The organism is Azospirillum brasilense (genome assembly GCF_005222205.1).
Lineage (GTDB): Bacteria > Pseudomonadota > Alphaproteobacteria > Azospirillales > Azospirillaceae > Azospirillum > Azospirillum brasilense_G.
In genome coordinates, this window is the sequence record NZ_CP032347.1 from 252,285 (window position 1) to 264,550 (window position 12,266).

At 70.9% G+C, this 12,266-nt stretch carries 12 protein-coding genes and 1 riboswitch; of the genes, 5 read left to right on the forward strand and 7 right to left on the reverse strand.

The window, feature by feature from the left end:
- Positions 1 to 47: 47 nt before the first annotated feature.
- The 3 genes from D3869_RS23350 to D3869_RS23360 all read right to left on the reverse strand — a co-directional run bounded on the left by D3869_RS23350 (position 48) and on the right by D3869_RS23360 (position 3,392).
- Positions 48 to 560 carry an L-2-amino-thiazoline-4-carboxylic acid hydrolase gene (locus D3869_RS23350; protein WP_137142207.1) on the reverse strand — a complete coding sequence of 171 codons (513 nt, stop codon included), beginning with the start codon at positions 558 to 560 and terminating at the stop codon, positions 48 to 50.
- A 2-nt stretch (positions 561 to 562) separates the two neighbouring features.
- Positions 563 to 1,888 carry an NAD(P)/FAD-dependent oxidoreductase gene (locus tag D3869_RS23355; protein WP_137142208.1) on the reverse strand — a complete coding sequence of 442 codons (1,326 nt, stop codon included), beginning with the start codon at positions 1,886 to 1,888 and terminating at the stop codon, positions 563 to 565.
- Between the two features lie 331 nt (positions 1,889 to 2,219).
- Complete coding sequence (locus tag D3869_RS23360; protein ID WP_137142209.1) at positions 2,220 to 3,392, reverse strand: M20 aminoacylase family protein; 1,173 nt, start codon at positions 3,390 to 3,392, stop codon at positions 2,220 to 2,222.
- A gap of 175 nt (positions 3,393 to 3,567) precedes the next feature.
- On the opposite strand from D3869_RS23360, the gene D3869_RS23365 reads away from it, so the two are divergent.
- Together D3869_RS23365 and D3869_RS23370 are read left to right on the forward strand one after the other, a co-directional pair.
- Positions 3,568 to 4,149 (forward strand): TetR/AcrR family transcriptional regulator, encoded by a 582-nt coding sequence (locus D3869_RS23365; RefSeq protein ID WP_137142210.1) that lies wholly within the window; start codon positions 3,568 to 3,570, stop codon positions 4,147 to 4,149.
- A 3-nt stretch (positions 4,150 to 4,152) separates the two neighbouring features.
- Positions 4,153 to 7,563: an acyl-[ACP]--phospholipid O-acyltransferase gene (locus D3869_RS23370; RefSeq protein ID WP_137142211.1), complete on the forward strand. Its 3,411-nt coding sequence runs from the start codon at positions 4,153 to 4,155 to the stop codon at positions 7,561 to 7,563.
- 12 nt (positions 7,564 to 7,575) lie between these two features.
- Here D3869_RS23370 and D3869_RS23375 read toward each other — a convergent pair whose 3' ends face one another.
- Together D3869_RS23375 and D3869_RS23380 are read right to left on the reverse strand one after the other, a co-directional pair.
- The gene (locus D3869_RS23375; RefSeq protein ID WP_137142212.1) at positions 7,576 to 8,169 is read right to left on the reverse strand and encodes an O-methyltransferase; all 594 of its coding nucleotides are present in this window, start codon (positions 8,167 to 8,169) and stop codon (positions 7,576 to 7,578) included.
- A gap of 126 nt (positions 8,170 to 8,295) precedes the next feature.
- Positions 8,296 to 8,829 carry a tellurite resistance TerB family protein gene (locus D3869_RS23380; RefSeq protein WP_247895995.1) on the reverse strand — a complete coding sequence of 178 codons (534 nt, stop codon included), beginning with the start codon at positions 8,827 to 8,829 and terminating at the stop codon, positions 8,296 to 8,298.
- Between the two features lie 420 nt (positions 8,830 to 9,249).
- Here D3869_RS23380 and D3869_RS23385 point away from each other — a divergent pair, with 420 nt between their 5' ends.
- Positions 9,250 to 9,561 (forward strand): hypothetical protein, encoded by a 312-nt coding sequence (locus D3869_RS23385; RefSeq protein WP_247895996.1) that lies wholly within the window; start codon positions 9,250 to 9,252, stop codon positions 9,559 to 9,561.
- 52 nt (positions 9,562 to 9,613) lie between these two features.
- On the opposite strand, the gene D3869_RS23390 is transcribed toward D3869_RS23385, so the two are convergent.
- Entirely contained in the window at positions 9,614 to 10,303 is a 690-nt protein-coding gene (locus D3869_RS23390; protein ID WP_137142213.1) for an alpha/beta fold hydrolase, read from the reverse strand.
- A gap of 279 nt (positions 10,304 to 10,582) precedes the next feature.
- Between D3869_RS23390 and D3869_RS23395 the strand changes: the two genes are divergently transcribed.
- Both D3869_RS23395 and D3869_RS23400 read left to right on the forward strand, forming a co-directional pair.
- Complete coding sequence (locus D3869_RS23395) at positions 10,583 to 10,921, forward strand: hypothetical protein (protein ID WP_137142214.1); 339 nt, start codon at positions 10,583 to 10,585, stop codon at positions 10,919 to 10,921.
- A 78-nt stretch (positions 10,922 to 10,999) separates the two neighbouring features.
- The gene (locus D3869_RS23400; RefSeq protein ID WP_137142215.1) at positions 11,000 to 11,425 is read left to right on the forward strand and encodes a hypothetical protein; all 426 of its coding nucleotides are present in this window, start codon (positions 11,000 to 11,002) and stop codon (positions 11,423 to 11,425) included.
- A gap of 26 nt (positions 11,426 to 11,451) precedes the next feature.
- On the opposite strand, the gene D3869_RS23405 is transcribed toward D3869_RS23400, so the two are convergent.
- Positions 11,452 to 12,015 (reverse strand): manganese efflux pump MntP, encoded by a 564-nt coding sequence (locus D3869_RS23405; RefSeq protein ID WP_137142216.1) that lies wholly within the window; start codon positions 12,013 to 12,015, stop codon positions 11,452 to 11,454.
- 83 nt (positions 12,016 to 12,098) lie between these two features.
- Positions 12,099 to 12,220: riboswitch (yybP-ykoY riboswitch) on the reverse strand.
- Positions 12,221 to 12,266 lie beyond the last annotated feature (46 nt).

Sequence of the window (12,266 nt, forward strand, 5' to 3'; positions counted from 1 at the left end):
GCCGGTGTTGGGCAGCGTCGTACGGTTGGATGGCTTCAGACGGAGGATCAGGCGGCCTTCGGGCCGGGCAGGACCTTCAGACGGCAACAGCCTTCGTCACCGGGCTTCCAGGTCTCGCCGCGGAAGACGAAGCCGGCCGCCTCGAACAGGCCGCCGTCGATGGCGCCGGCCATGTTGCAGAGCAGTTCCAGATCCTCGTCGGACTTGCCCTGGGCCTGCCACGCCTCCTTCAGGGGACAGCGGTGGAAATGGATTTCCAGCGCGTCGCCGTCGCAGCGCTTGATCTCCGGTGCGAACATGGAATCGCGGTTGGGGATGCCATCGAGGAAGGCGTGGCACAGGCCGGCAAGGTCGTCAGGGCCGTGCGCCGCGTACTTCACGCCCATCGCCTCGCCGAGCCGGCGGGTTGCCTCGCGCCCGATGTCCAGCGCCGTCTCGGTGCCGTAGCGCTCGCGCAGCACGTCGAACATGTGGGCGTAGGACGCGGCCCGCATCGCGTAGGCGTTGCGGAGCTGCGTGGCGTGGTCGGGGGCGGCAGGCGCCTTGGTGTCTTCAGCCATCGTCAGATTTCCCGGATGTCGTTCCAGCGGTATTGCAGGAGTTTGAACGGACCGATGCGTTGCAGCAGGTCGTTGAAGGGCAGGGGCCGCGGCTCGGTCAGCGGCAGCGCCAGCTCGGCGGGATCGCGGCCCAGCGCCGCGTGGGCCAGCTCCCGCCCCAGCGAGACGGACAGGGCGACGCCGCGCCCGTTGCAGCCCGCCCAGGTGAAGGCGTTGGGGCCGAGCTGGTGGACCCGCGGGGTGTAGTCGGTGGTCATGGCGATCCGCCCGTTCCACACATGGTCGAAGCGCAGGCCGCGCAGGGTGGGGAACATGGAGGCCAGCCGCAGGCCGACGATGCGGCGCAGCCGGTCGGCCCCGTCGATGGGGAACAGCAGTGCGCCGCCGCTGACCAGCCGGTGGTCGGCGGTGTAGCGCATGAAGCGCAGGTCGCCGTGGGTGTCCGACATGGCCTGACGGCCGGGCAGGATGCTGCGACGCTGCGCCTCGTCCAGCGGCTGGGTGGCCATCTGCCAGGACAGGACCGGCACGACCTCCGTCCGGATCTCTGGGAAGACCGCGGCGGCGTAGCCGTTGGTGCTCAGCACCAGGGCATGGGCGGTCACCGTGCCGGCCGGCGTGCGGGCGACCCAGCGGTCGCCGCGCCGCTCCACCGACAGGACGGGGGAGTTGATGAAGACCGACGCGCCGGCCTCGACCGCCTTGCCAGCCAGCCCGCGGGCCAGCGCCAGCGGGTTGATGTGGCCGCCGCTGCGGTTCATCCAGCCGCCGTAATAGGCATCGGTGCCCAGCAGGTCCGAAATGCCGGCGCGATCGAGAAGCTCCACCGGAGCGCCCCGGCTGCCCCATTGCTTCGCCCGCCGTTCGGCGATGGCGATGCGGCCCGGCGAATGGACCGGCTGCACCCAGCCGGTTTGCTCGGCGGCGCAGTCGATGCCCAGGCGGCGAATCAGGGCGAACAGGGTTTCGGCGCTGTTGCGGATCAGCGCGACGAAGCGCTCGCCCCGCTCCGGCCCGAACTTGGCGACCAGATCCTCGGGGTCGGGGCGGGTCAGGGTCGGGATGACCTGCCCGTTGTTGCGTCCGGACGCGCCGCGCCCGATCTCCGACGCCTCCAGGACGACGGCGCGCTTGCCCGATTCGGCGGCGTGCAGGGCTGCCGACAGGCCGGTGAAGCCGCCGCCGATCACCAGCAGGTCGGTGTCCACCGCGTGTTCGAGCACCGGAAGGGCCGGCGGCGGCGGGGCCGTGGCCTCCCAAAGAGAGTCGGGCCGTTGCCAGATGCCGCCGGTTCCAGGAACACCGGTCTTCTTCTCTATCGCCTTCACCGTGCCTTGTCCCACGTCTGTCGGGTGAAATCGGCCCGATCATGGGACAAATTGCATACTCGGGCAATTACCATGGAGAGGACGCGGTAATTTTCCTGTTTCATACACAAACCATAGGGAGATAGGAATGGTTTGTACAAGGGCGCTGGAATGAACGCGGAGTCCTGGAACCCCTCTCCCGCCCCGGGGGAGGGCGCCCGCGCAGCGGGCGGGTGAGGGTCACGCGAGTATCAAGGCGCTGAGTCTTGCCGACACCCTCACCCTCCCGCCGCGACGCGGCGGGCCCCTCCCTCTCCCGGGGCGGGAGAGGGGATGGCGGATGCGTCCGCCGTCACGCCGCGCGCGGCAGCACCGTTTCGGCCAGCCGCACCCAATAGCTGAGGCCGATGGGCAGGACCGCGTCGTTGAAGTCGTAATGCGGGCTGTGCAGGTTGCGACCGCCGTCCGACGGCCCGGCGCCGACCCAGACGTAGCAGCCCGGCCGCTGTTGCAGCATGAAGGCGAAATCCTCAGCGCCCATGCTGGGCATCGGGTCCAGGTCCAGCCCCGATTCGCCGACGACTCCGGCGGCGGCGCTGCGGGCCAGCTCGGTCGCCCCGGCCTCGTTCACCGTCGACGGGTAGCGGCGCTCGTAGCGCATCTCCGCCTCGACCCCGAAGCCGGTGGCGATGGCCTTCGCCAGTTCGCCCATGCGGCGCTCCACCATGTCCTGCACCTCCTTGCGGAAGGTGCGGGTGGTTCCACGCAGGACGGCGGTGGCCGGAAGGACATTCCACGTATCGCCCGCGTGAAACTGCGTGACGCTGACCACGGCGGAATCGACCGGATGCACGCTGCGGCTGGCAATGGTCTGCCAGGCGTTGACGATCTGGGTGCCGGCCAGGATCGTGTCGGTGCCCAGATGGGGCATGGCGGCGTGGGTGCCCTTGCCGGTCAGGGTCAGTTCGAAGATGTCGTAGGCGGCCATGATGGGGCCGGGGCGCAGCGCGATCTTGCCGACCTCCAGCCCCGGCCAGTTGTGCATGCCGTAGACCTGCTCGACGGGGAACTTCTCGAACAGCCCCTCCTCGACCATCACACGCCCGCCGCCCTCGTTCTCCTCCGCGGGCTGGAAGACGAAGGCGATGGTGCCCTGGAAGTTGGGATGCGCCGACAGGTGGCGCGCCGCGCCCAGCAGCATCGCCGTGTGCCCGTCATGCCCGCAGGCGTGCATGCGCCCCGGATTGCGCGACGCGTGGGGCAGGTTGGTCTGCTCGTGGATGTGCAGGGCGTCCATGTCGGCGCGGAAGGCGACCGCCGGCCCCTCGCCGTTGCGCAGCACGCCGACCACGCCGGTCTTGGCGAGGCCGCGGTGAACCTCCAGCCCGAAGGAGGCCAGCTTCTCCGCCACGAAATCGCTGGTCCGCTCCTCCTCGAAAGCCGTTTCCGGGTGGGCGTGCAGGTCGCGCCGCCACGCGGTCATGTCGGCCGTCAGCGCCTCCGTCCCGTCGATCGTCCTCACCATGTCCCTGGTTCCCTGTGTTTCATGAGTGTGTGCGAATGATCTTGCCCAAAAAAGCCCCTGCCGTGCAAAGCGCACGACGATGCGGTGCCGTCACATCACCCTTGCAGGGCGGCCCGGTTTCGTGCAGGATGTGAGTGAACGTTCACTCATAATGAACGCCACGAACGGGAACGCCATGTCCAAAGACGCCCGCATCGACGCACGCAACAAGGTCCGGGACGCCGCCATCGCGCTGTTCGCCCAGAAGGGGGTGAAGGCGACGACCATCAAGGACATCGCCCGCGCCGCCGGGGTGTCGGAGGGGGCGCTGTACCGCCATTGGGCCAGCAAGGAGGAGCTTGCCGCCGCCCTGTTCGCCGCCGAATACACCGCCCTGTCGCATGACCTGCGCGCGGCGGCGGGGAGCGGCCCGGCGCCGCAGCGGCTGCGCCGCGTCATCGCCTGGGCTTTCGGGCTGGTCGAGGCGGCGCCGGACCGCGCGCGCTTCCTCCTGCTGTCACAGCACGACGCTCTGCCGCTGGTTCCAGACGGGCTGGAGACGCCGGTGGACGTGGTCTGCGCCATCGTCGGCGACGGCATCGCGGAGGGGAGCATCGTCGATGCCGACCGCGAGGCGCTGGCCCACACCGTGATCGGCGCCATCGTCCTCAACATCCAGTCGCACGTTTACGGACGGCAGATGGCGCCGCTCGGCACGTTGGCCGACACGGTCGCCGACGCGCTGCTGCGCGGCCTGTCCACCGGAAAGGGAGCCTGAAGCATGAGCGAAGTCGGCCTTCTCGCCACGCGGCGCTTCCTGCCGCTGTTCGTGACGCAATTTCTGGGTGCCTTCGGCGACAATGTGCTGCGCGGCGCCATCGCGGTGCTGGCCGTCTACGGCATGGCGGGGTCGGCGGGCGACGGCGCGCTGATCTCGACGCTCGCCGCGGCGGCCTTCACCGTGCCCTTCCTGCTGTTCTCGGCGACCGCCGGCCAGCTGGCCGACCGGTTCGACCGCACGCTGATCGCCCGCGCCGTGAAGGTCGCGGAGATCGGCCTGATGGCGATCGCCGCCTGGGGCATCCTGCGCGCCGACCTCGGCGTGCTGATCGTCGCGCTGGTCGGCATGGGCGCCCATTCCACCGTCTTCGGGCCGGTCAAGTACGGGCTGCTTCCCGATTTGCTGAAGCCGGAGGAGCTGACCGCCGGCAACGGTCTGGTGGAGGCCGGGACCTTCGTGGCGATCCTGCTGGGCACCATCGCCGGCGGCTCGCTGGCCCTGGCCCACCCGCTGGCGCTTCCGGGGCTGCTCGGGGCGACGGCGCTGGGCGGGCTGGCGGCGTCGCTGCTGATCCCGCGGGCGGGCAACGCCGACCGGACGGTGCGTGTCGGGCTGAATCCGGTGTCGGTCACCCTGCGCGTTCTGCGCGCCACCGCGCAGGACCGCGTGTCGATGCTGGCGATCTACGGCATCTCGGTCTTCTGGGGCGTCGGCGCGGTCGTCATGGCGCAGTTCCCGGCCATCGCGCGGGAAACGCTGGGCACCGACAGCGAGGGGGCGACCCTGCTGCTGGCGGTCTTCGCCGTGGGCGTGGCGGTCGGTTCCGTGTTCGCCGGGCTGGGGCACCGGGTGCCGTCGCGCGCCGACGCGCGGCGCGCCGCCCTGGCGGGCCTTGTCGCGGCGCTGGCCGGGGCGGCGCTGCCCTTCCTGACGCCCGACGCGCCGTCGGCGGAGCCGCTGTCGGCGCTGGCCCTGCTGGCCCAGCCCTGGGCGATGCCGCTGCTGGCCGACCTGTTCCTGATCGCCGCGGCGGGCGGCGCCTTCGCCGTGCCGCTCTACGCGCTGATCCAGCACCGGGCCGCACCCTCGGCCCGCGCGCGGGTGATCGCGGCGGCCAACGTGGTCAATGCGCTGTTCATGGTGGTCGGCTCGGGCGTCGCGGCGGCCATGCTGGCGCTGGGCGTCACGCCGCTGACCGTCGCCGCCTGGGGCGGGGCGAGCATGCTGGCCGCCGTCGTCCTGGCGCTCGCCATCGACGCGGTGGGCCTGGGGCGGGCGCTGGCCCGCGCCTTCTTCCGGCTGGCCTTCCGCGTCGAGCTGCGCGGGGCGGAGCATCTGGAGCGGCTGGAGGGGGCTGCGGTCGTCACGCCGAACCACCAGTCCTTCCTGGACGGCGCGCTGCTCGCCGCCTTCCTGCCGGGCATGCGCTTCGCGGTGGACAGCTTCATCGCGCAGCAGGCCTGGGCCAAGCCCTTCCTGGCGCTGGCCGACCATGTGACCATCGACCCGACCAAGCCGATGGGCACGCGCCTGCTCGCCCGCACCCTGGCCGAGGGCCACAAGATCTGCATCTTCCCGGAGGGGCGGATCACCGTCACCGGCTCGCTGATGAAGATCAACGGCGGTCCCGGCATGCTGGCCGACAAGGCGGGCTGTCCCATCGTGCCGGTCTGCATCGAGGGCGCGCAGCGCTCCATCCTGTCGCGGATGCACGGGCGGCTGCGGCTGGGCCTGTTCCCGCGGATCACCATCACGGTCATGCCGCCGGTCGCCACCCCGGACGTGACCGGGCTGGCCGGCAAGAAGCGGCGGGCGGCGCTGAAGTCCTGGCTGTCGCGCGTCATGACGGAGACCGTCTTCGCCGCCGGGCAGCGGCCCGAAACGCTGGCGCTCGCCCTGCTGGAGGCCGGGCGGAAGACCGGCTGGGGCAAGGCGGCGGTGCAGGACGGCGATTTCACGACGCTGTCCTACCGCGCCCTGACCGCGCGTTCCCTGGTGCTCGGCCGCATCCTGGCCCGCGGCACAGAACCGGGGGAGGCGGTGGGCGTGCTGCTGCCGACCGCTTCGCCGACCGCGGCGGTGTTCTTCGGGCTGGCGGCCTACGGGCGGCCGGCGGCGATGCTGAACTTCACCGCCGGGGCGGAGGCCGTGAAGGCGGCCTGCCGCGCCGCCGGGCTGCGCCGCATCGTCACCTCGGCCCGCTTCGTGGAGATGGGGCGGCTTGGCCCGCTGGTCGAGGCGCTGGCCGCCGAGCACAGCATCGTTTACCTGGAGGACGTGAAGCGCGGGCTGGGCATCGGCGACAAGCTGCGGGCGCTGGCCGCGTCGGTGGCGCCGGAGCGCTTCCTGCCACAGCAAGGGGAGCCGGACGATGTGGCGGCGATCCTCTTCACCTCGGGGTCGGAGGGGCCGCCCAAGGGCGTGGCGCTGACCCACGACAACCTGCTCGCCAACATGGCGCAGGTGGCCTCCGTGGTCGACTTCACGCGGCAGGACGTGGTGTTCAACTGCCTGCCGGTCTTCCACTCCTTCGGGCTGCTCGGCGGGATGCTGCTGCCGATCCTGAACGGGGTGAAGACGGTGCTCTACCCCAACCCGCGCCACGTCCGGCTGATCCCGGAGCTGGTCTACCAGACCAACGCCACGGTGCTGTTCGGCACGGACTTCTTCCTGAACGCCTGGGCACGGGCGGCGGACCCCTACGACTTCCGCTCGCTGCGGCTGGTCTTCGCCGGGGCCGAGCGCCTGCAGGAGGAGACGCGCCGCACCTACACGGAACGGCTGCGCGTGCATCTGCTGGAGGGCTACGGCACCACCGAGACCTCACCGGTGATCGCGGTCAACACGCCGGCCCGCTTCCGCCCCGGCACGGTCGGGCAGGCCCTGCCCGGCATCGAGACGGAGCTGCAGCCGGTCCCCGGCGTGCCGGTGGGCGGGCGGCTGCGGGTGCGCGGGCCGAACGTGATGAAGGGCTACATGCGCGCCGACAACCCCGGCGTGGTGGAACCGCCGGAGGACGGCTGGCACGACACCGGCGACATCGTGGACATCGACGCCGACGGCTTCATCCGAATCGTCGGGCGCGTCAAGCGCTTCGCCAAAGTGGCCGGCGAGATGGTTCCGCTGGGGCTGGTCGAGGAGCTGGCGCTCCAGGCCGATCCCGACGCCGCCCACGCCGCCATCGCCCTGCCGGACGCCCGGCGCGGCGAGCGGATCGTTCTGGTCACCGCCGGCACCGGCCTGACGCGCGACGCGCTGACGGCGGCCGCCAAGGCCAAGGGCGCGCCGGAAATCGCCATTCCCCGCGACGTGCTGCGGGTGGAGACGATCCCCCTGCTCGGCACCGGCAAGACCGACTACCCGGCCGTCAGCCGGCTGGCCGCCGAGATGCTGGCGAGCGAGACCGCCTGACGACCGGCGGGGTCAGGGGCGGCAGGCGACGTGCAGCCCCTTGCCCACCGGGAAGATGGTGGAGCCGAAGCCGGGCAGGGCGTCCACCGCCGCGATGTAGCCGGCGATCTCCTGCGGGTGCGACAGGGCGTTGTCGGCCAGCAACAGGCAATCCGGCTCCAGCTTCGGCAGCAGAAGGCGAAGCTGCTCCGGGGCGCTCCAGCGGTCGGCGTCGAAGAACACGCAGTCAAAGGGGCCGTCCAGCCCCGCCACCGTCTCCGTCGCGTCGCCGACCAGAAGGGTGACGCGGCTGGCCAGCCCGGCGCGCTCCAGGTTGGTGGCGGCCTGGGCGCTCTTGCCCGGATCGCGCTCGATGCTGGTCAGCGGGTCCGTGGCGCCGATGGCCTGCAACGCCGCGGCGAGCCACAGGGTGCTGACGCCGTTGGAGGTGCCGATCTCCAGCACCCGCCGGCGGCGCCCGCTGCGCACCAGGATGTGCAGAAGCTCCGCCGTCTCGCGTTCCAGATTCAGCATCTTGCGGGCACGGTCGCCCTCGCGGGCGTCGTTGTCGCGCCCATAGCTTTCGAGATCGCGGAGCACGCGGTCGACGGCGTCATCCAGCAGCATGGTGTTGGTCCCGGTGGCGGAGAGTGGGACAAGACCCTGCGCCGAGTGTGGCCGCAGCGTCAAGAGCGTGGACGACAAAAAACCCTCTCCCGCCGGGTGCGGGAGAGGGTTTCGCGACGGGAAACGTCACGCCGCCTGGTTGAGCTGCTCAGCGCGTTGCGGGGCAATCTTCAGGCGGGTGGCGAGGTAGGTGAGATAGGCGCGTTCCGCCTCATGATCGCGGTCCACCGCCATCAGCGAGGCCAGATAGACCTGCTCCGCCATGTCCGGATCGGTCACGGAGCGGACCAGCGTGTCGAGCGACTGCGGCTGGGACAGTTCCTGCTCCACGATCCGCCGCTCCTCCGGCCCGCCGCCCGCCTCGTCCAGGGCGGACATGACGCGCTGGCGCTCGGCCGGGGAAATTTCGCCGTCGGCGTTGGCGGCGGCGATCATGGCGCGGATCAGCAGCAGGGCGTGCTGGTCCTCCATGGCGAGTTCCGGGAACGCACCTTCGCCCGATCCCGACGGGGCGGCGTCGGGCGGGGGAGCGGTGCGCTGCTGGAAGACCTGGGACAGCCGCTCGCCCAGCGACCCGCCGCCGGAAGCGCCGGCCCCCCGAGGATACCGCCCAGGATGCCCCCCGGCGTGCTGCCCGAACCGGACGGCGGCGCCCCCCACGGGCTGGCGCCCGGCTGCCCGGAGGAAGGCTGCCCTGATGACGGCATATTCTGCTGCCGCTCCTGATAGGCGCGGTAGGCGAGGTAGGCCAGCGCGCCCAGCCCGGCCATGGGGCCGACGCCCATTCCGCTGCGGGCGTGCATCGCCGATCCTGAGCCCATCCCTGACCGGTTCAGGATCGACCCCAGATCCTGCGGGCTCCTGCGGCTGTGCCCTCCCATGCCGGTCGCCAGAAGGGTGCCGAGGATGTTCTGAAGATTCGCCATGACGCGCCTCTCTCCTAATCGGTGTCCGTGTCGATGCGGCTTCGCGCCCCATCAACAGGCGGGAGGGCTTGGCGTCACGGCATAGCTATCGGTGCCGATGATGGGTCATGCCCGCCGATCCATCTCCTATGACGGCCTCTATGCCGGAGGTGGGGTGGCTTTCGAACAGGCTGTGCAGGACACCGACTTCCGCTATCGTGGCGCGCATCAGAGCGCAGCAAGCGCCGACGCCCGCCGATCGGCGGGTGGCATTTTGGAGGAGACGCCCATGAACTTCGACCGGCACGCGGAACCGCCTCCGCTGGACCTATCGCCGACGCCGTTCGCTCCGCCGTTGCCGGCCCCGGCTTGCGGGTCGCTGTGGAACGATTATCTCCACCGCCTGCTGGGCACGGCGCACGGCTGCGTCGCCGCGAACGATGACGAATCCGATCCGGAGCCCGTCTGTTGCTGCGCCGCCGGATGATGCCGTGATTCCGTGCCCCTGAAATCGTGATTGGGAGGCGGTCGGGTGCCCGTCAGCGGGCGCCCGCCGCCTCGATGATCACCGCCGCCACCGCGTCGGGCCGGGAGGCGTGCGGGATGTGGCTGGCCCCGACCTCCACCGTCCGCGCGCCGATGCGCTCGGCGGTCGCCCGCAGGAAGGCCGGGGGAAGCATCCGGTCCTCGCTGGCGACGACGTACCAGGACGGCTTGTGCTCCCACGCCGCGGCGGTCACCCGCGTGCGGAAGCAGCCGGCATGGACCGGACCCTGCGTCGCGGCCAGCAGCGCCGCCTCCGCCGCCGGCACATCCTGGGCGAAGTTCGCCGCCAGACTCTCCGCCGACAAATGCAGATAGCCCGCGCGGTCCATCGACACGCTGGACAGGCCGGGCGAGGGCGGGAAGGGCTTCAGCGTGTCGTTCGGCGACTGGCCGATCCCTGGCGCGAAGGCCGCCACATAGACCAGCGCCTTCACCTTGTCCTGATTCCCGATCTGGGTGATCACCGCCCCGCCCCAGGAATGGCCGACCAGCACCACCGGCCCCTTGGCGCGGTCGATGGCCCGCTGCACGTGGGCGACATCCTCGTCCAGCGAGGTCAGCGGATTCTGCACGGCGATCGCTTCCAGCCCCTGGGCCTGGAGCAGGGGGATCACGCGGCCCCAGGCGGAGCCGTCGGCGAAGGCGCCGTGGACGAGGATGACGGAAGTGGTGACCGGGTCCATGGACCGATTCCCGTGACAGTGACCGACCCTATCCTCTGAGCACGGCCACGCCCGCCTGTCCAGTGCGGAGCCTCCGCTTTTCCTCCCTGCGGAAAAGCCGCCCGGCCTCTGGGGTCAAAGGGTGTCTTGCTGCGGAGCGGGATGAAAATTTCGCGAAATGACCATTGAAGCTAAGATTGTTCTGGGATACGGTATACCAACAGCGAGGCGAGGCGATTGTCCGCCCCTTCCGCCAAGCCAGTCCGTCCGTATCGCCAGCCCGAGCCCTTGAGGTGAGCCATGGTCAAGACCCTTTCCGCCGTCCGTTCCGGAAGCCGCCCGAACGCCCTCCGCGGCGCCGACGATGCCGCTCCCGCCGGCGTCGTGGTCGCCCTGCGCCCCGATCATCGGCAGCGCGCCGCGGTGCTGGCGGCGACCACCGGCGGGCGCGGCCCGCGCATGGACATGCTGACGATCACCCACAGCCGGGGGGCGGCGGAGGACCGCGGGGCGGAACTCATCCACATCGACGGCCCCTACGCGGACGTTCTGGCCTACATCGCCGACTCGCCGGAGTGCGTGGTCTGCTTCGACACGCTGCATGGCGGCATGGCCCGCGCGCAATTGTCCGTGCCCTGACATCGTCCGTGCCCTGACTGGCGCCGGGTCCTGCTGCTGGAGAGCGAACCGATGAACGCTTCTATGATGAACGACTGTATGACGACGCCCTTTTCCGGACAGGAACTGGCCTCCGCAATCATTGCGGCGGCGCTGTCGCTCCCGTCGGCCAACGGCCGGCTGCATCTGCCCAGCGGTGCTTTCCTCTGCGACCCGGCGGCGCTGGAGCGGGAATTCATGGCGGCGGCGCAGGAACTCTCCCACTGGCTGGTGCAGAATGACCAGCGCATCGCCGAAGCCGCGCGGGCGAGCCGGCTGAAGATCGCGGCCGGGGTCATCCGGGCCGCCGTGGCGACGCTGGAGCACGCCGAACGGCGCTGCAGTGACCTGCGCGACCGGGGCGAGCGGGCGCTGTCCGTCGACTTCAGCGCGGTCTGCGACCGGATTCAGGAGCGTCCGGGCCTGCTCGCCCAGACGGTGGCCGCCGCTGCGGCCGGCCACACCATCCACGCCGTCGCCGCCTGAGGACGGCGACCGCTGGCGGTTGGGCGTTACAGCAGGGTGTGCTCGATCAGGATCTTGGTGCCGATGGCGAGCAGGCCGAGGCCGCCGATCAGTTCGGCGCGGCGGCCGAGCAGCGGGCCGGCGGCCCGGCCCAGCAGGACGCCGCCGAAGCCCATCAGGAAGGTGACCACGCCGATCAGGCTGGCGGTCACCGCGATGTTCACGTCCGCCATGGCGAGGCCGACCCCCACCGCGCTGGCGTCGATGCTGGTCGCCACCGCCACGGTCAGCAGGGCCAGCCAGCCGGAGCGGGTGGCCGCCGCCTCGTCGTCCTCTTCCCCGGCGAGCGCGTTGCGGATCATCGAGCCGCCGATCAGCAGCAGCAGGCCGAAGGCGATCCAGTGGTCGATGGCCTGGACGAATCCCGCGAAGGCCGAACCCACCGCCCAGCCGATGGAGGCCATCGACAGCTGGCAGAGGCCGAAGGCGAAGCCGACCCGCAGCGCCTCGGACAGGCCGGGACGCTTCTGAACGGCACCACGGCCGAGCGCCGCGGCGAAGCTGTCCATGGAAAGGCTGAGCGCGAGGACGAGGGAGGTGGCACCGAACATGGCAACAGGCTCCGGCCAAACGGACACGACAGCACGGCTACCCCCGGCTGGCCTTCGGGAGCGTCCGCACCATCGGTCTTGCCGAACCGGCCGGACGCTGTCCGGCTGCCGCGTGCGCCACGGGACGGCCTGAGGCAGGATGGTCCCGAGTCTGTTGGCGCACGCCCCTCTCGCTGGAGGGTGGCTACTCCCCAATGACGAGGCGGACCCTAGCGCCGGAGAGTCTGGGTGTCAATCTATATGAACAGCTG